The organism is Caballeronia mineralivorans PML1(12) (genome assembly GCF_001028175.1).
GTDB classification, from domain to species: Bacteria; Pseudomonadota; Gammaproteobacteria; order Burkholderiales; family Burkholderiaceae; genus Caballeronia; species Caballeronia mineralivorans.
On the sequence record NZ_AEJF01000180.1, the window covers coordinates 49,329 to 67,883 of the forward strand.

19 protein-coding genes and 1 pseudogene are annotated in these 18,555 nt (G+C 61.1%); 6 read left to right on the forward strand and 14 right to left on the reverse strand.

The features are described 5' to 3' along the window. Positions 1 to 16: 16 nt before the first annotated feature. Positions 17 to 184: pseudogene (locus EOS_RS48355) on the forward strand (copper resistance protein CopD); the annotation flags it as partial. A 363-nt stretch (positions 185 to 547) separates the two neighbouring features. Here EOS_RS48355 and EOS_RS30850 read toward each other — a convergent pair. Both EOS_RS30850 and EOS_RS47220 read right to left on the reverse strand, forming a co-directional pair. Then, positions 548 to 3,466 carry a bifunctional YncE family protein/alkaline phosphatase family protein gene (locus tag EOS_RS30850; RefSeq protein ID WP_047895994.1) on the reverse strand — a complete coding sequence of 973 codons (2,919 nt, stop codon included), beginning with the start codon at positions 3,464 to 3,466 and terminating at the stop codon, positions 548 to 550. After that, complete coding sequence (locus EOS_RS47220) at positions 3,463 to 3,606, reverse strand: hypothetical protein (protein WP_160312543.1); 144 nt, start codon at positions 3,604 to 3,606, stop codon at positions 3,463 to 3,465. The genes EOS_RS30850 and EOS_RS47220 overlap by 4 nt, the downstream gene beginning before the upstream one ends. Positions 3,607 to 3,987: 381 nt before the next feature. Here EOS_RS47220 and EOS_RS30860 point away from each other — a divergent pair, with 381 nt between their 5' ends. Both EOS_RS30860 and EOS_RS47225 read left to right on the forward strand, forming a co-directional pair. Beyond that, positions 3,988 to 4,329, forward strand: a complete 342-nt coding sequence (locus EOS_RS30860; RefSeq protein ID WP_152693197.1) for a YncE family protein — start codon at positions 3,988 to 3,990, stop codon at positions 4,327 to 4,329. Between the two features lie 136 nt (positions 4,330 to 4,465). Then, positions 4,466 to 4,627: a hypothetical protein gene (locus EOS_RS47225; RefSeq protein ID WP_160312544.1), complete on the forward strand. Its 162-nt coding sequence runs from the start codon at positions 4,466 to 4,468 to the stop codon at positions 4,625 to 4,627. 649 nt (positions 4,628 to 5,276) lie between these two features. Here the strand turns inward: EOS_RS47225 and ssuE are convergent. The 10 genes from ssuE to EOS_RS48820 form a co-directional block, all read right to left on the reverse strand. Beyond that, complete coding sequence (ssuE, locus tag EOS_RS30865; protein ID WP_063177465.1) at positions 5,277 to 5,867, reverse strand: NADPH-dependent FMN reductase; 591 nt, start codon at positions 5,865 to 5,867, stop codon at positions 5,277 to 5,279. Positions 5,868 to 5,881: 14 nt separating this feature from the next. Then, a complete protein-coding gene (locus tag EOS_RS30870; RefSeq protein WP_047895997.1) occupies positions 5,882 to 6,163 on the reverse strand; it encodes a 2Fe-2S iron-sulfur cluster-binding protein in 282 nt (93 codons plus the stop codon). 36 nt (positions 6,164 to 6,199) lie between these two features. Further along, entirely contained in the window at positions 6,200 to 6,955 is a 756-nt protein-coding gene (locus EOS_RS30875) for an iron-containing redox enzyme family protein (protein WP_047895998.1), read from the reverse strand. Beyond that, positions 6,952 to 8,313: an ATP-grasp domain-containing protein gene (locus EOS_RS30880; RefSeq protein WP_047895999.1), complete on the reverse strand. Its 1,362-nt coding sequence runs from the start codon at positions 8,311 to 8,313 to the stop codon at positions 6,952 to 6,954. The genes EOS_RS30875 and EOS_RS30880 overlap by 4 nt, the downstream gene beginning before the upstream one ends. A 6-nt stretch (positions 8,314 to 8,319) precedes the next feature. After that, positions 8,320 to 9,564, reverse strand: coding sequence for an ATP-grasp domain-containing protein (locus EOS_RS30885; protein WP_047896000.1), 1,245 nt, complete (start codon positions 9,562 to 9,564; stop codon positions 8,320 to 8,322). Further along, a complete protein-coding gene (gene hisC, locus EOS_RS30890; protein WP_047896001.1) occupies positions 9,561 to 10,688 on the reverse strand; it encodes a histidinol-phosphate transaminase in 1,128 nt (375 codons plus the stop codon). The genes EOS_RS30885 and hisC overlap by 4 nt, the downstream gene beginning before the upstream one ends. 10 nt (positions 10,689 to 10,698) lie before the next feature. Next, complete coding sequence (locus EOS_RS30895; protein ID WP_047896002.1) at positions 10,699 to 11,574, reverse strand: phytanoyl-CoA dioxygenase family protein; 876 nt, start codon at positions 11,572 to 11,574, stop codon at positions 10,699 to 10,701. Positions 11,575 to 11,593: 19 nt separating this feature from the next. Then, positions 11,594 to 12,976, reverse strand: coding sequence for a 3-phosphoshikimate 1-carboxyvinyltransferase (gene aroA, locus EOS_RS30900; protein ID WP_047896003.1), 1,383 nt, complete (start codon positions 12,974 to 12,976; stop codon positions 11,594 to 11,596). Positions 12,977 to 13,067: 91 nt separating this feature from the next. Then, the gene (locus EOS_RS30905; protein ID WP_047896028.1) at positions 13,068 to 14,138 is read right to left on the reverse strand and encodes a DUF1611 domain-containing protein; all 1,071 of its coding nucleotides are present in this window, start codon (positions 14,136 to 14,138) and stop codon (positions 13,068 to 13,070) included. Continuing rightward, positions 14,138 to 14,266: a hypothetical protein gene (locus EOS_RS48820; protein WP_268760375.1), complete on the reverse strand. Its 129-nt coding sequence runs from the start codon at positions 14,264 to 14,266 to the stop codon at positions 14,138 to 14,140. Before EOS_RS48820 ends, EOS_RS30905 begins: the two co-directional genes overlap by 1 nt. Before the next feature lie 247 nt (positions 14,267 to 14,513). Between EOS_RS48820 and EOS_RS30910 the strand changes: the two genes are divergently transcribed. Beyond that, complete coding sequence (locus EOS_RS30910) at positions 14,514 to 15,599, forward strand: LLM class flavin-dependent oxidoreductase (RefSeq protein ID WP_047896004.1); 1,086 nt, start codon at positions 14,514 to 14,516, stop codon at positions 15,597 to 15,599. Between the two features lie 38 nt (positions 15,600 to 15,637). Here the strand turns inward: EOS_RS30910 and EOS_RS30915 are convergent, their stop codons facing one another. Together EOS_RS30915 and EOS_RS46510 are read right to left on the reverse strand one after the other, a co-directional pair. After that, a complete protein-coding gene (locus tag EOS_RS30915; protein ID WP_047896005.1) occupies positions 15,638 to 16,222 on the reverse strand; it encodes a TetR/AcrR family transcriptional regulator in 585 nt (194 codons plus the stop codon). A 290-nt stretch (positions 16,223 to 16,512) separates the two neighbouring features. After that, entirely contained in the window at positions 16,513 to 16,710 is a 198-nt protein-coding gene (locus EOS_RS46510; RefSeq protein WP_152693198.1) for a hypothetical protein, read from the reverse strand. Here EOS_RS46510 and EOS_RS30920 point away from each other — a divergent pair. Both EOS_RS30920 and EOS_RS30925 read left to right on the forward strand, forming a co-directional pair. After that, positions 16,709 to 17,110 carry a lipocalin-like domain-containing protein gene (locus EOS_RS30920; RefSeq protein ID WP_087882021.1) on the forward strand — a complete coding sequence of 134 codons (402 nt, stop codon included), beginning with the start codon at positions 16,709 to 16,711 and terminating at the stop codon, positions 17,108 to 17,110. The genes EOS_RS46510 and EOS_RS30920 overlap by 2 nt on opposite strands. A 61-nt stretch (positions 17,111 to 17,171) precedes the next feature. Further along, positions 17,172 to 18,494 (forward strand): MFS transporter, encoded by a 1,323-nt coding sequence (locus EOS_RS30925; protein ID WP_235443015.1) that lies wholly within the window; start codon positions 17,172 to 17,174, stop codon positions 18,492 to 18,494. Positions 18,495 to 18,555: the final 61 nt, after the last annotated feature.

Here is an 18,555-nt window from a genome sequence, read left to right on the forward strand (position 1 = left end):
CGCAGCGACTGGATGCTTCTTCGAAATGCCATCCTTGCTAGCGTCGCTGAGGGATTCGTCTGCTAACCAAACCCGTCGCCTAAAGCGCTTCTCCACAGTCTTGCACGTGGAATCTTGGGTCTTGATTGGAGTCGTAGCTATTGCCGCCGTGTTGGTCTCTAGCCCGCTTCCTGGGACTGAGTGACATCCGCCCCGGCCAATTCACGCTGTACCCCATTCTCTAGCCGAACTATCACCGTCACGGCAGGCTGAGTATTCGCCGCCAGGCGGCAGTGGCGGAAGCAGAAGTGCCTATGCCTTCGATTCCCTGCGAGGACTCGATTTGCTCACCGTGCGGCCCGTGCAGTTCGCAACGGCTGGGCTGAGAACTGCACATTGGCGTGAGGCTCTTCGAGGAAGTCCACGAACGACTGCTGTCTGCGAAGCCTTTCTGCCCATCGTGGCGTTGGCCGCCCACCGTTCGTAGGTTCTGGGCCGAAGCCCTTTGCGCGGTCGGCGCTCAGGGGCGAGGCGGAGTTGCCTTGCCCCTGAGCATTCGGGCTGAGTATCAGTCGTCCGTTTGAGCAAGCTCCTGACCGTGGGGCCGCGTCGGATACGGTTTCTTCCCCTTGATGCCGGACCACAGCACCTTGTTGTATTTGGCGGGGGGTACCTGATCGGCCTCGTCGAAATTGAAGCCGATGGTGACTTTATCCCAGTAGGCGGCGTCGTGCCTGGGCTTGACGTCCGGGCCCTGTGCGAATCGCACGCTGCCGTCCGGCTGGCCTTGCGCCAGCAGTGTCGTCGTCTTCAGAACGGTAGAGGCGGTGGCGTTGTAGGTCCAGGCACCTGATGAACGGGTGTCGAAGACGTCTGTCATTGGCCGCTGATAGGCGGTGTTCAGATTGATGTGCTGCGTGCCGAGTATGTCCTCGATCGTCCGCAACACATTGACCTGGCTGTAGTGCGTCTTGACCACCGCGCCTTGCTTGACGTACGGGCCAACGACATATGACGTCGCGCGATGCGAATCGACGTGGTCCGGGCCGTCCTGGCAGTCGTCTTCAGTGACGATGATCAGGGTGTTCGCCGCGTAGGGGCTATGGGCCACGGCCTCGACGAGCCGGCCAACCGCTAGGTCGTCGTCGGCCTGCTGGGTTTCCGGTGTGTTGACGCCGGCCAGCGCGGTGCTGAAGCTGCCCGTGTGGTCATGGCTGAAGCGAACCGTCGACAGGCTGGGCAGATTGCCCTGCGCCACGAACTGGTCGAATTCGCGCTTCCACTCGTTGTACCTCCAGAGGTCCGGGTAGTTCTGGTCGTAACCACGGAAGTAGACGTCGGTGAGCGCCGCGAGCGTCGGTTCAAGCGGGGCCACTTGCACGACACCTGAGCCAAACGGATTCGATACTGGCGAACCTTGGGTGCCGATGCTGCCGATGTTGTTGACCAGAAAGCCGTAGTTGCGCACGGTGCCGCCCGCTGCGAGCACCGCATTGAAAATGTAGCCCTTCTGGATTCCAAACGGTGCGTCGGAGGACGCGTGATTGCCTACGCCCGCCAGCAGGTTGACCGGGCCGCCAACCAGCCCGCCGGACCCGCTGCTGTACGCGCCGTTGGTTGCGTGGTCGCGTTCCGTGACGGTTGCCAGATTGACCGGCACGTTGCGGTTCGAACCTTCGGACTCGTAGGACAGGCCACGGTTCACGGCGGCGTAGTTCAGCTGCTGGGTGATCGTCTCGGTATTGGTCACGCGGCCCTGCAGCGCCCATGACCAGCCGTCCATGCTGCCGTCGCCGGGATCCATGAAGTTGTCCAGCGTGACGAAGTTGCTCGCGATGCTGTGGAAGTTCGGCGTGATGTTCCGGCCGAACATTGCCAGACTCGGATCGGCGTTCGCGCCGTTGCGCAGGTCGCCAAGGATCTGGTCGAAGGTGCGGTTTTCCTTAACGATATAAATGACGTGCTTGATCCGATTGCGTAAGAACTCAATCTTTCCCTCGTCGCGCTCGCCTGATTCGCCCGAGTAGAAGTTGTTCTGCGCAACGATCTCCGTCAGCTTAGGCAATTCATACGGTTTGGGCACTGGGGCGCTGACTAGGGACGCGCGTTCGAGCTGGAACTGATACTGGTTTGACGCTCTTGCCGCAGCCGCGGCCGCCGCGTTGCCGCCTGGGTAGGTGACGCTGGTGACGAGCGCCGTGTTGCCATATAGGTGACCCGGGTTGGCGCCTGTGATGCTCTTGCCATTCACGATATACATCCAGTTTCCGTCGGCGCTGAACGTGATGTCATGCGGCTCGTAGGCCGTGGGAATCAGGCCCGTGACGGTGTTCGCATTGCGGCCGGACAGCGGGATCACGGCCACTGAGTTCGAGCCGGAATTGACGGCATAAAGCATCCCGCCATCCTTGGAAACCGTCACCGCGAATGTGGCTGCGCCCGTGTACTTCGATCCGCGTAGCAGGTCCGCCGGAGCGCGCGCGTCGATCTTCGCGGTGACCAAGTTGCTTGCGGTATCGATGACCGCGACCTGGTCGGCGTTGTCCTGCGCCACGTACAGCCTGGCTTGCGAGGCATCGAACGTCATCCCGAGGGCATTGCCGTCGAGCTTGATGCGCTTGAGCAGGCGCCCGGCGGTGGGCGAGGAGATGTCGACTACGACGACTTCGCGGTCGCGATCGGAAGACACGTAGGCAGTGCCGTTGCCCTTCACGACCACCGCAAACGGAAAGGTTCCACCGGCGGCGCCGTCGGCGCCTTCATTGTTCGCCTGATAGGGACGCAGGTCGTGCTCATAGCGCACGGTGCTGGACGCGGTGTCGATCACGCTGATCGAATCGTTGTAGTTGTTGGCCACGACCAGCGTCTTGCCGTCAGCGGATAGTCCCAGGCCGCCGGCATTGGGTTGCACGTTCAGGCCCACGCCCTTGCCGGCATGGCCCAGCGCGATTTTTGCCGTCTGCGACCAGGTCGCGCCGCTCTTGTGGTACGCATATACGGCATCGTCTACGCCGCCCGCCGCGTAGAGCGTGCTGCTGTCTGGCGAGAAGACCAGACCGACGTGGGCGTTGGCCTGCTGAATCACTTGGGTCAGCACGGGATTCGCCATGTTGGCGCCCGCCACGTTGTAAAGGAAAATGTACTGGGTCGAGTTTGCCTGATCGACTGTACCGTCTGGCGCGTAGAGCGAATTCTGGCCTGCGCAAAGGACTGCGAGCGTCGTGCCGTCCGGGCTGAGCTGTGAACGCACCGCTTCGCCCGCGACAAAGTTCGGGTATGCGGCCAAGCCCGGGTTGAGCGGCTGCTGAACCGCACCGCTGAGGTACGTAGGCGTGACGTACTGGCCAGTCGCCAGCGGCATCCGTCCGCTGCGTTCCGTGGATTCCCCCTCGTGCTCTGAATCGGCGCGCGCCCCCTGTGTGGCAAGCAGTACTGCCGATGCGACAATGCACAATTTGAACACGCGTTCGAACGAATGATTCTTCATGATTGTTCCTCGAAAAAGACCGGGCGGTTTTTGGGGGGCGCGAGACGATGAACCGCACCGGCAACCGCCAGCGCGACTTTATTACGGACCACACCAACACGTAGCGTTGCTGTATTTCTTGCTCCTTTTGTTCGCTTCACGACGAGCTCCTTGGCAAAGACGACCGATACAGAGAGTGCGGAAATAGCAAGGCGTGGCGATCTGATGTGGTTGGCCTTTGTCTATCTCTTACCGGAAAATTACAAGGGGTATCACTGGAAGATAGCTACGGAATATGACGACGTCGGGACAAGGATGTGTCCCGACGGTGGCTGCCTGATGGCGCCGATAAACCCCTTCGTACTATTTAGCGTTATCGCGACAGGAATCCAGTCGACGCTAAGTTATGGCTAAGTTACCTCTGCTATGTTGCAGTTGCTTAGAGACTCGCTCTCGGTCGTTGTTCGTCATGGCTTCAACCGGATATTTCACGGAGCAGAACCTCTTCAGAAGTGCTTAGCGTTGCCGCCCGCGATTCTTTTGTGAACGTGCAATCGCAACAGCGACTGATCGAAATAGACCCGGCCACCGACCGGATCATCGCGTGCCAAGGCGACGACACGCTGTTGGCGCTCGATATGCGCACGATGCGCGTCACGTCTTCCTTCGACATCGGTCAAGATCCGGACGTCGTCGACTTCGACCCGCAAATGCATCTGCTTTATGTCGCTGGCGAAGCCGAAGTCGTCTCGATGTTCAAAGCCGATGCAGGTAGGGGTCACGGATTGGCGACGGCTGCATCGGCCCCAATGCGCATGTGGTCGCGGTTGATGGGTCGACGCACCGCGCTTACGTCCGGCTCAAGAATGTTCGGGGACAAGTGATATTGAGGATCACGGAATCAAAAGGCTGAGCCTGTCGCGGAATTATCCGACCTCGCCGATCAACTCGACCGCACGACGAAGTCTTCATCACGTCAGGCGATTTCTGTCGCTCCTACTTCGGCGGCAGCTCTCAGTCATGGATGTTCCGAACGTGGAAACGATGCCGAAGACCTATGTTGAAACGAGCTTGCGCGGCTCCGCCTGCATCTATATCGACGTGTCGCTTTCCTGCGAGCAGGGCATCTGCGGCGCATGTTCGACCGGCCCGAAAGCAGGGCAGGCCGATCATCGGGACTAAGTGCTCTCCGACGACGAAAAGTGGGCCAGCACGATGGTCATCGCATGCTGCTCGCGGGCCGTATCGCCGCGCCTTGTGCTCGATCCTTAACCGTAGGACGATCCGCGATCCGGGGCACACGATGTGCGGTCCGCGTCAAAGCGGACGGCATTTTTTTAGTCCTGGGTCAATCTGATGCTGAGGTGTGAGCGCAGCCTGCTGTCGCAGGGAACGTGTGCGTCAGAACCGGTGGCGTACGCCGACACCCCCAAAAATGCCCCTAACATGCCCCCGGATGTCAATAGATGCTCTCGGATTCCCCAGAACGCAAAAACCCGCCAAGCCTTGAGCTATAGCGGGTTCTCGAACTTCATCGGAATTCTGCAGAACTGTATGTGGTCGAGGCCGGAATGAACCTGTTGCTTCTAAGGCATACCAGCAAAGGGTGAGATAATTTTCTCTCATGGAGATGCCCCCAAAATGCCCCCAAAATGCGACTGTAGACTCTGCTGACTGACATTTGCCACGAATCCGACCTTCCCCGCCAGAACAGCAAGAAAGATTCCGGCAAGATTTTTCGCGCATCGTTTAATGAGGAGGAGCCACAAATGAACGTTGTCCGTGTCGGAGTCGATCTTGAGAAAAATGTCTTTCGGCGGCGCACGCGCCGTTACTGTGCGACTGCGCTCATCTGGTCTAGAACGGTGCTGGCGCGCAGCCGCGCGAGCGCTTCGCGATCTTCGAGCGCCTGTGCAAGCGACTCAACGGCACTGGACAGTCGCTGCGCGAGCGAACCGGCTAGCTTGTAGACACCGTCGGTTTGGTGGATATCGCATTCGGTAGCGAATACATTGTCGAGCATTAGGCGCGCGCCGAGCGCGACGAGCACCGGTTTGAGCGCGTAGTCGAGCGCGAGCAGATGGGCCAGGCTACCGCCCGTCGCGAATGCGAGTACCGGTTTGTGCGCGAACGCGGTCTGCGGCAGCAGGTCCAGCAGCGTTTTAAGCGCACCGGAATACGATGCCTTGTAGAGCGGCGTTGCCACAATGACCGCCCGCGCGGCGCGCACTGTTTCGAGCGCCGCCCGCACGGCGGGATCGTTCCAGTCGCCGTACACGAGAGCCTGTGCCGGTAACTGGCGGACGTCGATGCGTTGTACGGAATACCCTCGCTCGCATAGCATCTCCTCCGCTACGCAAAGGAGATGCTGGCTGCGCGACGGCATGACGGGACTGCCGGATAGCGTGACGACATCGGGCACGGTTACCTCCTCGCTCAACATTGCCGGATGGTGATGTCGCCGCGCAGCTGGCACTGGCACGCGAGGCGTTTGCTATCGCCTTCGTGGCCGAGCCATTCTAGGAACTGACTTTCCTTTTCCTCGGGGCGGGACAGGTTTTCTATGCCGGCGAGCACCTCGATCACGCAGATACCGCACACGCCCGACCGGCAACCGAACGTAAGGCCGCCGAGCTGTAGTTCGGCGGCGTCGGACAGGTGCGCGTTGTGTGGAAGCGTAAACGACTCGCACGTCGTGCTGATTACGACTTTGTACATACCCGCTCCGTCAGAAAGCCCTGCATTGGCGACGGCTTACGCCGCCACGTCATCTTCGACCCGGATATCGACGGTGGCTTCGTAGAGTTCGCGGAAGTACATCGCCAGGATGGTCTGGATGTCGTCGAAATAGCGCAGCACCTTCTCGACGTCCGCTTCTTCGCGGATCAGGTAGCGCAGGATGCGCCACATTTCACCGGCATGATCGTCGCCCACATCGGTGTTGACGTGGGCGAGCTGTCCCTTGATCTTGTCTTCGCCGAGCGTCTCCTTCAGCGACTTGATTTGGTTCGGGGTGAGCTTGGCGGTCGTGTATTCGATAAGGTAGCTCGATGCGACGACGCCGATCGGACTCTCGTGCTCCGACACGAAGTAGAAGAAGCCCTGCAGCAGACGCGTGGCGAGAAACGGCTCCGTTGCGAGCAATTCTTCCTGGGTCACGCCGAGCGCCTTGCAGTCTTGCATGAACAGCACGTCGTGGTTCATCTCCTCGGCTTGATATTCCGCGTACAGCTGTGCAGCCTCCGGCGAGATCTTGGTGATCGCGTGCAGCGTCTTGGCATGGGCGGAGCGGCTCAGGCGGATGCGCCAGACGTGTTCGATCGTGTGCCGGCGATACCACTTGCTGTCGAGCTTCTTGCTTTCTAGATGGTTGGCGTGCGGAACGGTGGCTCTCCATTCGGCTATTTTTTTGTCGAGATACTGATCGAGCTTAGCCTGTACTGCCGCGCCTTCGGCGAGCGAATAGAAGGGGGACGGACGTTCGATACCGCAATGCGTGACGCGATTCATGACTTCTCCTGGGTTGTGGTGTCATCGGCGGTTGCTGCTGCATCGGAATAACGGATTACCAACTGTTCGTCGAGCATCGCCGAGAGCGCATGCAGTTGCTCGGCAATCTCGCGAATGGGGACTTTCCAGAGAGCGTTCAGGATGAAGATGCCGCGTTCCGAATCAGGGAGTCGGGTCTGGGGGCGCACGGGCATCTCGACGACGTCGGGTTGTGGCGTCAGCCCGTCGATCGACAGCACTTCCAGCGTGCGGTTGCGCTCACCGTAGCGGCTGAAGAACACGGTGCCGTATTCGAGCGTGCCGTCGCGGCGCCGGACGCTTTCGCGCAAGGCGGCGAGCCGCGCGCGCCACGTGAGCAAGTGGTCGCGCTCGACGCACAGCGTCTTGACCCACAGCTCCAGCATTGACAGGCCGTTCGTGAAGACACCAACGCTTTGATTGATCAGTGCGCCGCCCATGCGGGCGTTGATCTCGATGATGTCCCAGTGTTCGGCGGCCGCGTCGTAGCGCGTCTCGATGTGATAACAGCCGTCGCGCAGTTGCAACGCGGCGAGGCACTGGTCGATGAAACGTTCACCAGCGAGCTGCTGTGCGTCCGTCAGTCGCGGCGCAGGCAGCGAGTTGCCCATTTCGAGCGTTGTGCCGCTCGAGTCGTCCAGATACTTGGCGTGCACGCCGATCACGTGGCTTTCGCCGCCGGCCGCGAGTACTTCGAAGCTGTATTCATCGCCGCGGACGTAGTCTTCCACGATGAAGTCGAACTGCCCGGCGAAGATTGCGCGAAATGCCTTGTCGCTTTGCATCTGTTCTCGCAGCGCCTGCAGGCGCTGCGGCGTAACTGTTTCGTCGAGACGGAAGCACGCGAACGAGCCCGCGCCGCGTCGCGGCTTGACGAACAAAGGCCTGCCACTCGCCTGCAACACCGGTAGCGTGGCGGCGTCGAGCACGGTTGCTCTCGCGCGGCTTAAGCCTGCTTCGCTCAAGCGGCCGCGACACAGCAGCTTGTCCATGCAGACGCGCAACGCCGACGGATCGCCATCGATGGCGCCAAGCAGCACGTTCGTGTGCGCCATCAGCAGCCGGTAACCTTCGAATGTCGCCAGTGCCGCGACGATGCCGAAACCTTCGTCGCGCGCTTGCGCGAGCACCGTCTCGAGGTGCGATTCGTTCAAATACTCGTCGTCGACCTGCCATAGCCGCGCCGCGCCGACAGCGGCGAGCTGTTCGAGATCCCGCGGGTCGCGCGGCTTCGAGCTGAGGATCACGAGCGTGACGCCGAGCCGGTCGACATACTCCCGGATCATCGACGCGTAAGAGCGCGCCTGATGGGCAAACAGAAGAAGAGTGGGTGTGCTCATGATCGATCAGGGCAGGGTGGTTTCGATGCGGAAGGCGTGCAGTACGTACTCGACGTCGCGCGTCACTTGCTGGCTGGAGTCGGCATTGAACAGAAAGCGTCCGGACTGCATTGAGCAGTAGCCGTCTTCGTGTTCGATTAGTTGGCCCGCCTCCGGCACGAGCTGCCGATATAGACTTTCCAAGCTGCGGTCGAAGCGCGTGACCGATTGCACGCGTAACGGCAGGCCATTCGGGCGCGGGAACATTAGCCACGCGCCAATCGAACGGATCGGCGCGTGCAGCATCGCAGGCTGGTCGAGGCTCATGTTCACCCATTCACCAAACAGGTTGATGCCAGTCGCCTGGTGGATCATCGACGGCACGTCCGCGCCGCCGACGCGGGCGCCGACTTCGAGAAACACCAGATCATCGTTGTTGGTGTGGAACAGCTCCAGATGGAACGGGCAGGCCTTGAGTCCGATGGCCTTGATGCACTGCGTCGCGAAGCGGCTTACATACGCATACAACGCTGTGCCGGGTTCTAGCATGATCGCGCCGAGCGGCGCGCCCGCCGCGAACTCAAGACACGTATTGATATAGCGCGACGGTACCACCAGCGTGACCTTACCGGCCTGATCGACGAGCCCGTCGATGTGCATCAGCGTTCCCGTCACGAACTCCTCGAGATCCCATTCGCCGTCGGACGGGAGGTCGGCGACCGCGGCGCGCAGCTGCGCGGCGTCGGTGATCTTGCGCACGCCATGGCTCGACTGGCCGTCGATCGGCTTCAGGATCAGCGGATAGCCCGTGTCGGCGGCGAAGGCGAGCGCGTGCTCGATCCGGGTCGAATTGACCGACGTGTACCGCGGCGCGCGCAGTCCTGCTGCTGCGACCTTCTGCTTCATCACGAGCTTGTCGCGGCCGAGCCGGTTTTCATCGGGCTTCTTGCCGGGGATGTCGAACTCGGCGCGCAACTGCGATGCGAGATCTTGCAGCGATTCCGAAAAGACGATCAGCCGGTCGATCGGGCCGCTCGACTGGACGATACCGTTCAGGATCGGGCGGTACGCCGACGCATCGTCGAGGTGATCGAGTTCGTAGAGCCGGTAGCTATCCGCTGACGCCGTGATGGCCGACCGGCCGCGGCGATTGACGATATAGCTGACGCGGTGTGCGCGGTGATCTATGAAATCGTCGTAGCGGACCAGGTCGAAGTCCCAGCGCGCAGTGCCCGGAAAGCGGGCGAGATTGTTGATGATGACGATGTTCATCGGTAAGCTCCCCTTGTGGTGTTATCTGATGTCGCTTCTAGAAGTTGCTTGATCGCGCCAAGCAGCTTCTCGACCTCGTCGGCCGCGCCCACGGAAATGCGCAGATGAGTCGGCAGGCCGTAGGTGTTCATCGCCCGCGTGATGAAGCCGCGCTTGAGCAGGCCCTCGTACACGGTCTTGGCGGCAAGGCCGAAATCGGTCAAGACGAAGTTCGCGTTGCCATCGAAGACGGTCACGTTCATCGCGCGCAACGCATCCGTAAGCCGGCGACGGCCGCTCAGCGTTGCCGAGACGATCCGTTTCAGGTACGCGACGTCGTCGAGCGCGGCGGCCGCGCCCGCGAGCGCCACCCGGCTGGCCGGAAACGGCGGCCGGATCCGGTTCAGGCAATCGATCAGGCCGGCGGCGGCGATGCCATAACCGATGCGCAGCCCTGCGAGCCCGTAGGCTTTCGAGAAGGTGCGCGTCACGATCACGTTGGGGTGACGCAGCGGCAATTGCTCGGTGTCACGCGGCGCGCTGCTGTCGGTGAACTCGGCGTAGGCTTCGTCGAGAATGAGCAGCACATGGGCCGGTAGGCCGTCGACCAGGCGCGTTAGCGCTGTCGCGTCTAACGACTGTCCGGACAGGTTGGTGGGACTGTCAACGAGGATCATGCGTGTGCGTCCATCGACGCGCGCGAGCAGTTGTTCGACGTCGTGACCGAAGTGGGGGCCGCTTGCAGCGATGCGCAGCGCGGCGCCCTGTTCTGTGACGAAGGCGGGATACGCGCAATAGCCGTACTCCGACAGCACCACGTTGTGTTCCGGCGAGACGAACGCCCTGACGAGCGCGCCAATGACGTCGATCGAACCGGTGCCGAGTACCAGCGTATCGAGAGGCACGTGTAGCCGCGCGGCGAGCTGGTCGAGCAACGCCTGCGCATCCGGATAGCGATTGGATTGCGTGAGGGCACCCTGCATGGCCGCGAGCGCGGCGGGCGACGGAGAAAATGGCGCTTCGTTGCTGGAGAACTTGTAGATCTCGCGCAGACCCCGTTCGCGCCGCAGCTTTTCTTCGGTGATACCCGGTCGATACGGCGCCAGCGAGCGCAGCGGTGGGGCGAGGAACTCGGTCCAGTCCATGCGTCTCTCCCTAGCTGACAGTTGGTTCCGTCACGGCGTAACCCGCCGTTTCCATCGACGCCAGCGCCTTGCGCAGGTGCGAGCCTTCCTGCACCTCGTACAGCGAGCCGAACTCGCGTTCGGCTATCGGCAGCAGGTACGTGCCCGCATCGACCCGCGCGATTTTGGCGCGCCGTCCGCGCAGTAGCTGAATGCCGGGTTCGTTGTGTGCGGCATGCGACCCAAAGTAGATCGGGAATGCATCGGCGGCGCGATACGCGGGCAGAAAGGTTCGGCGCGGAAGCTGTGATGTGTTGCGGGCCGACGCATGCAACGTAAGGCAATGCAGGAACAGGACGCTGCCGGCCGGCACCTCAATATCCACTGCCAGCGACTCGTCAGTGCCTTGCGCCTTACCACGAAAGAACCCGTCGACTTCGTGCGACACGAGCCCGCGGCGATGCGAACCGGGTACAACTCGTAGGCAGCCGTTGGTCACGCTGGCGTCGTCGAGAAAGATCAGCGCGGTGACGAGATCGGTATTCGTGTGCGGGTAGTACGAGAAATCCTGATGCCACTCCACCACGCTGCCGACCTTCGGCCCCTTCATGTTCAGCTTGCTGTAGTGAAACAGCACGTTCTCGCCGATCAGCGCCTCGATGCAATCGAGCAGATGGGGATCGGCCGCCATGTCCTTGAACGCTGCGTGTTTCTGCGTGGGCGACCAGATACGCCGCACCGTTTCGCCATCCTGAGGTTCGTATTCGTAGGGCTTGTCGGGATTGTTCGGGTCGAGCAGTTCGTCGATCGCGGCGAGCGAACGGCTGACTTGTTCGCTGTCAAATAGCTTCTCGATCACGAGATAACCATGATCGGCATACGATTGAATCTGCTGGCGATTGAGCATCGGAAATCTCCTTATTGGCTCAGATGGCGTGCAACAGGGACAGCTCGTCATCCCGCTCGGCATTCGTGCTGATTTCGTAGCAACGCGCTCCGAGGTGCTCGAACTGCGAGAAGAAATCCGGGAACGAGCAGTTGACGTCGCGATAGCCGTCGAGACGGTTCGGGCGGTGGCTGCGCAGCGAGGCGATGAAGAGAGACATGAAGATGCGGTGGTCGCCCCAACTAGAAAGATCGACGCCGCCCGCATACGCTTTGCCATGGCCGTGGATTTCGAATCCGTCGTACACGCCGTCCTTGAACAATCCTTTGATGTCGACCCCCATCTTGCCTAGCTCGCTCACCATCGCCTTTATGCGCGGTGACTTGTGCAGCCGCGTGATCGAGCCGCCGACGACGCGAAACGTGCCCTTCACATGCGCGCCGATCGCCGCGAGTGTCGGCACGATGTTAGGGAAGTCGCTTGCATTGAATTCGAAGTCACCAGCGAGTTGAGGCTGACGGTTGACGAGAGTGAGTTCGTTGCGGGTGTCGTCAAAATGGACCTCGATGCCGAGAGCACGCACGACATCGATGATCGCGCGTTCGCCCTGAAGGCTTTGGCTGTTCAGGTTCTCTAGCACGAACGTGCCGGGGAAGAGGGCGGCCGCGCCGATCAGGTACGACGACGACGTGTAGTCGCCGCCGATCTGGTATTCGGCCGGGCGATATTCGCCGGGATGCACGCGGATCAGCGAAAAGTCGTCGTTCGTCTCGACGCGGATGCCGGAACGCTGCAGTGTCGCGATGGTCTGGTGAATGTAGGAGATCGACAGCAACTCGCCTTCGATTGCGATCTCGACGGGCTGGTCGGCGAGCGGCGCTGCGAACAGCACGGCAGTGATGAACTGCGAGCTGACGTTACCAGGAATCGTGCAACGGCCGCCGCGCAGACCGCCGCCCCAGTTCACGACAGGCGCCTTGCCGGCCTCGCCGATGCATTCGATCTTCGCGCCCAGTTGCGTGAGCGCGTCGAACAATGGCTTCATGACCCGCGTGCGCAGGATCGTGTCGCCCGTAATGATCGCGGGCGAGCTGGCGAGGCTCGTGAGCGCCGCAAACGTACGGAACACGAGGCCCGACCCGAGCGCGTTGATGACGCGTTGTCCGAGATGCAGTGCGCGGCCAACGCCGCAGATCTCCAGATAGCCGTCGTGCTCGTCGATGGTCGCGCCGAGTGAGCGGCATGCCTGCTTCATCGCGTTGGTCTCGACGCAGCGCAGATCGTTTCGCACGATCGACGTGCCGTTCGCGAGTGTGGCGGCGAGGATCGCGCGTTGCGTTTCCGGTTTCGACGACGGAGTTATCGCACGGCCCTGAAGTGATTGGATCGGTTCCACGTGGAGTAGAGCGGGGAGGTCATTCATGTGAGTCGCTTCCTGTGTAAGCACATGCTCAATGTGAAGTCGAGTGAGCTGCGATGGGGTACGACGGCGGCCGCGAATGTCGTCGGGAGCTTCAAGCGGCAAGCTTCTGAAGATGCCGGGAATGGGTGGACAGCGCGTCAACAAGCTTGTCCGCGCCGAACTGGATTACGTCGGTGGCGGGGAGCCCCGTTTCCTGCTCGACCTGCTCAATGACTCGCGCTGCCTGGTCACGCCCGAGCGCGCCGCAATGGACACTGACGCCGACCACTTTTGCGGGACGCAGGAATGAGCCCAGTTGCTCGTACAGCGCGACGAGTTCGTTGAGCGGGCGCAATGGCGCATTGGGCCAGCCCTTGTGATGCTTGTGATGCGCCTCGTGGCACAGCACAAGCGCCTGCGGCATCGCGCCGTGCAACAGGCCGAGCGTGACGCCGCTGTAGGCCGGGTGTGTGATCGAACCCTGGCCTTCGACCACAATCCAGTCATGGCTTTTCGCTGCGTCGAACACCAGCGACTCCGTGACGCCTGCGACGAAATCGGCGGGCACTGCATCGATCGCGACGCCTGCGCCGCTGATGTAGATCCCGCTTTGCCCGGTCGCGATGAAGCCCGCGTTGAAGCCGCGGCGTTTCGCGGCTTCGGTGATTTCGATTGCAGTAGTTTTTTTACCGACCCGGCAGTCACTGCCGATCGTGTGCACGATGAAATTACCGAGGTTGCCGATTGTTGCCCGGCTCGTCGCCAGCGCTTCGGGTGGCTCCTTGGTGTCCCAGATGCGGGCGCCCGACGCTGCTGCGAGCGCGCGGAACTCAGGGTCGGTCGCGATCCGGAAATGCAAGCCGCTCACGACGTCGAGCCCCTGCCGGAGTGCGAGGGCGATCTGTACGCGCCACGAGTCGGGTAGTTCGTTAGAGAATAACCCGACGCCGATCAGAAGCATCTCAGGTTTCAGCGATAGCGCAGATTCGAGCGAATCGAGCACCGGAATGCCGCGTCCGTAGCCGAGAATGTCACCGACATCCTGGCCGACGAGGCGGCTGTCGATGACCGCTATGCAATCGCTGTGGCGATAGCGCAGATAGGAGGTTGCAACTTTGCTGGTCACGGGGCCGAAGCAGCCTTCGGCGAATACCGCGATCCGTTTGTCTCTCAGGTTCAACATCAGCGTAGCTCCTTTTTCTTCGATGTACATTCCAGGCCGGCCGCCGGGCCGCCGGTGACGTGTCCGACGACAAATCGTTGCGGCAGGACCCGTGCGCCGTGAGGGTTCTTCCCAGGCAGTGAAGGCATTGAGGCTCGTGTGCACGTATCCGTATTTGGATGAACCGTGAGAAGCAATGTAGGTGACGCGTGGACATAACGGAGCGCAGGTCAGATTAAATTGCGTTGCGTAAAAGCGAGCGTCGGATAAATTAACTAGCTGCCGGTTAGAGTTTCTTTGCGGCTCGCGGATGTCCTTGCCCGAAGCGAGTGCGTCGCCCTAAGCTGAGTTCGGATTTGGCAACCGGTCGAATTTGGCAACCACAAGGGGCGAGCAATGCAACCACTCAAGATTCATTGGTGTGCGCCGCGAGGGGCGGGCAATACGAAGGCGTCCGAGAAGGATCTTGCGAGCGAGCTTGACCTCGACGGGCTGGTCGATTTCGCGCAGGAAGCGGAAGACATGCAGATCGACACCCTGCTGATGGGTATCGGATTTCACTTGCCAGAGCCGTTGCCGCTTATCGGTGCGCTGGTGCGCGAGACGCGCCGCTTGTCGTTCATGCTCGCGTACCGGCCGGGGTTATTGCCGCCCACGCTGTTCGCGCAGGCGGTCAACACGATTTCATGGATGTCGGACAAACGGATCTCGCTGAACATCGTGGCCGGGATCTCGCCCGAGGAACAGGCGTATTACGGTGATTACCTGCAGCACGACGAACGCTATCGGCGCACGGCCGAGTATCTGTCGGTGCTGCACCGTTTCTGGCGCGGAGAGGCGCCGCTTACGCACGGAGGCGACTATTACCGCTTCACCGGGGCGAAACTCGGCTTGCCGTTTAAGGACGGCGGGCGGCCGCGCATCTATCTGAGCGGCGCGTCGGATCTCGCGCAGCAGATCGCCATCGAATGGGGCGATTGCTGGTTGCGCTACGGCGATACGCCGTCGGGCATCGCGCAGGCGAGTCAGGCAGTGTTGCGCGCCGGGCGCAGCGTTGGTGTCCGCATGCACGTGCTGGCCCGCGACACCCGCGACGAGGCACTGGCTGAACTCGAAGCGATGATGACCAACTCCGACGAAGAGCATCGCAAAAACGTGCAAGCGTTCGTCAAGACCTGCGATTCGGAAGCAGTGAGGAAGTCGTTCGAGCTGGCTGAGAGCGCGTCGAATGACTGGCTGTCACCCATGCTGTGGACCGGCGCGGTGGCGTACCGGGGTGGCCCGGCTCTGTGCGTGGTCGGCAGCTACGACGAAGTCGCCCGCTATCTGCTCGAGTACAAGCGCGCAGGCGTCAGCGAGTTCATCCTGTCCGGCTGGCCGACCCGCGGCGAGATGCGGCGCTTCTGCCATCACGTCCTACCGCTGATCCGCAAGCTCGAGGCCGAGGAAGGCCGGCAGGAGGAGGTGGCTCTTGTCGTCTGACCCCACGGTCGTGTAACGAGAACGAACGGGACGGCCGGTCAAGACCTGTGCGACGTGAGATCGAGCGCAGCATGACCAACCGCTTTCGCGATCCGGTCCGAAAGTTGCGGATCTGGAACCGCGCGGGCCAGTGTGACACCGCCCGCCAGAAGCGCGAGCATTGCGATAGCCGCATCGGTGCGTTCGTTTGGTGTGCCCTCGGGCAAGCCACTGGCCACTTCGGCGATGACGCGTTGTAACTCGCGTTCATAGGTGCTGCGGATGTCCTGGTCGGCGCGGACGATTTCCGGCGAGAGGCTTGGCAATGCGCACGCTTGCCCGAGGTCACAGGTGCGCTTGGGGCCGAGGTAGAGCTCGACGAACCGTTTGATCCACCGTTTGCCGTGCTTCGTCTTCAGGTCGGCGATACCCAGGCGAAGTTGCTCCAGACCAAGCTGTACGACAGTTTGAAAGGCTTCCCCCTTCGATTTGAAGTGTCCGTAAAACGCGCCATTCGTGACGCCGGCCGCTTCGGCCAAGCCGTCAATCCCGGAGCCGTCGTAGCCCTCACGGCGGAAGATTCGTGCAGCTGCGTCGAGAATACGCGCGCGGGTTTCCTGCTTGTGTTCGGCTGTGTAACGCATTCGTCATCCTCTTGCGCAACAAGTGCGCGTAACGACCGCTTGATAAGAGAGTGGTCGACGTATATCATAAAGAGCAGTCGGTATCTTATGACCGTATTGCGCACGTGGGAAGCCGGTCGAAATTGCCCCCTGTGCAGGATCCTCGTCGAACTTGAAGGAGGTGGCTGAATGGGTGAGGTGACTGATAGATCGCGATCTACTGAAAGCATTTTGCCCGGTGAAGGGCTGCTCCGGTCATGTGGTCGGGGTTTGGCGTCGTCGGAACGAGTCACTAAAGGATCGCAAGCAAGTCATTGCGGACTACCCAGGAAACGGTCGCCAAAGGCGGGAACAAGGAACGCGGGCAGGCGCGACAACGCGGGCGGAATGATGCGAGGCACTGGTCGCGTGGTTCCGGTACTGGCAACGGTAGTTTGGGCGCTGCTGTCGGGAAGTTCAGCGTGCGCGGCCGGCGCACAGACGCTGTCACTGCGAGGGACTTGGGTCATGACGGCGGCCTACGAGGTGACAGCAAACGGAACACGCACGATGAATTTCGGTGAGCATCCCGAAGGATTGCTGATGGTGGACCAGGAAGGCCGTTATTCGTTGCAGATCTTTCGGCCTAATCGTCCGAAATTCGCGTCGGGTGATAAGACCCGCGGTACCCCCGGCGAGTACCGGGAAGCCGTGCTGGGCTCAAGTACGCATACAGGGAATGTCGTGATTGATCCGGTTCGCAACAAACTAATCTTCAGGATCGACACCGCGTCATACCCAAACTGGGAGGGCGATGAACAGGTCCGCGATTATACGTACAAGGACAACATCCTGACCTATTCGGTGCCGGCGAGCGCGTCCGGCAACGGAACGGTTGCTTATTCAGTCTGGCGACATATGCCTGAGTAGGGTTGCAGTGTCGCAGTGAGGCTTCCTGGCCCGGTTCCATGCTAGAGCAAAGGAGAGGTAAGTGACAGAGGCGAATTCACCGAAGCGGTTGAACGAAGATGCAGAAGCTCGTGCGACCCGCGGTCGGTTGCGTAGTTTCGGTGGCGGGCTGACGTTCGGTCTGTTGGCCGAGCAGACCGTGCTGTTCGCCGTGCCGCTGCTGATCTATCAGCATTCTGGCAGCGTGACGTACTCTGGTGCGGCGTTTGCACTCGAATGGATTCCAGCACTGCTCATGTATCCGTTTGCCGGGCTGATGGCCGATCTGCTCGGCGGTCGATTCCTTTTCATAAATGCCAATCTGGCGCGAGCTGCCTGTCTGCTGATCACATTTGCTGTCTGCTGGATGCTGCCGTCGCTGACGGTGCCAGCGCTAATGATCAATGGTGCGCTGCTATCGATCCTGATGGCGCCGATCCGGATGGCGGTCGAGAAGACCGTGCCGGCGATGGCGTCCGGCAATCAGCTGTCGCGCACGCAGGCGCTTGTGCAGAACATCGAACTGCTCGCGATGGCGGCCGGTCCCGGTATTGCGGCGGGGCTCGCGTATCTCGTCGGTAAATTGCCGTTGCTGGCCATTGCCGCTACCGCCTTTATAGCGGCAGCCATATGCTGGAAGCCGTTTTCCGTGGGTCCGCAGCGAGCGGCAGTGGACTCGAAACGAGTCGGTCGTGATTTGCTACTCGGCTGGAAGCTGCTGCTGCACAATCGCCCTGTCATCCGGCTTGCTGTGATGAATTTCTCTATCAACATCGGCTACGCGGTCGCACTGAGTGCGAACGCCTATCTCATTACCGGACGGTTCGGCGCGTCGGACGCTGTGTTTGGTTTGATGAACGCGTGTGCTGGAGCACTGGGGCTCGTCAATTTGCTGCTGATGCCGTGGCTGCTGTCGAAGTGGTCGATCAATCGCGTCGGCGTGACCGGATTTGGATTACTTTGCGCGGCTCTCCTGTGCATGGGGTTGGCGAACAACGTCTGGGTCTACGTCTTTGCTTTCCTCGTCTTCATGGCGGGGGATGCGATCTACAACGTGTTTAACCGGACGCAGCGCGTTAGGGCAATCGAGTCCGAGCATCTGGGCAAGGTGATCGGTCCGTTCTATCTGATCAACAGTCTGTCGCTGCCGATAGGCGGCATCATTACCGCAGGTTTTGGAAAGAGTAGTGGCATCCAGCCGATCTTGCTGTGTGTTGCTGTGCTGCTGAGCGTCGCTGGCAGCGCACTGCTGTGGGAGACCATCCGTCAATTCCGCGAGCGTTTCGAAGCCGACGCGTTGCGGCTGCAAGCCACCGCGGCCGACAATGTCGCAGATCCAGCGTTCGCCGTGGATCGGTCTTCCTAGCAGTGGCGGGTGCGATCTACCGCTTTCCGTATCTCGCCGATCAACCGTTTCACCACAATCA

Coding starts and splice junctions, on each gene's coding strand:
- EOS_RS30895 (WP_047896002.1), bottom strand. CDS start 11,574: ATGCTCAATCGCCAGCAGATTCAATCGTATGCCGATCATGGTTATCTC.
- EOS_RS30885 (WP_047896000.1), bottom strand. CDS start 9,564: ATGAACATCGTCATCATCAACAATCTCGCCCGCTTTCCGGGCACTGCG.
- EOS_RS30910 (WP_047896004.1), top strand. CDS start 14,514: ATGCAACCACTCAAGATTCATTGGTGTGCGCCGCGAGGGGCGGGCAAT.
- EOS_RS47225 (WP_160312544.1), top strand. CDS start 4,466: ATGGATGTTCCGAACGTGGAAACGATGCCGAAGACCTATGTTGAAACG.
- EOS_RS30920 (WP_087882021.1), top strand. CDS start 16,709: ATGACGGCGGCCTACGAGGTGACAGCAAACGGAACACGCACGATGAAT.
- aroA (WP_047896003.1), bottom strand. CDS start 12,976: ATGAATGACCTCCCCGCTCTACTCCACGTGGAACCGATCCAATCACTT.
- EOS_RS48820 (WP_268760375.1), bottom strand. CDS start 14,266: ATGCCTTCACTGCCTGGGAAGAACCCTCACGGCGCACGGGTCCTGCCG.
- EOS_RS30915 (WP_047896005.1), bottom strand. CDS start 16,222: ATGCGTTACACAGCCGAACACAAGCAGGAAACCCGCGCGCGTATTCTC.
- hisC (WP_047896001.1), bottom strand. CDS start 10,688: ATGGACTGGACCGAGTTCCTCGCCCCACCGCTGCGCTCGCTGGCGCCG.
- EOS_RS30880 (WP_047895999.1), bottom strand. CDS start 8,313: ATGAGCACACCCACTCTTCTTCTGTTTGCCCATCAGGCGCGCTCTTAC.
- EOS_RS30875 (WP_047895998.1), bottom strand. CDS start 6,955: ATGAATCGCGTCACGCATTGCGGTATCGAACGTCCGTCCCCCTTCTAT.
- EOS_RS30850 (WP_047895994.1), bottom strand. CDS start 3,466: ATGAAGAATCATTCGTTCGAACGCGTGTTCAAATTGTGCATTGTCGCA.
- EOS_RS30905 (WP_047896028.1), bottom strand. CDS start 14,138: ATGTTGAACCTGAGAGACAAACGGATCGCGGTATTCGCCGAAGGCTGC.
- EOS_RS46510 (WP_152693198.1), bottom strand. CDS start 16,710: ATGACCCAAGTCCCTCGCAGTGACAGCGTCTGTGCGCCGGCCGCGCAC.
- EOS_RS30870 (WP_047895997.1), bottom strand. CDS start 6,163: ATGTACAAAGTCGTAATCAGCACGACGTGCGAGTCGTTTACGCTTCCA.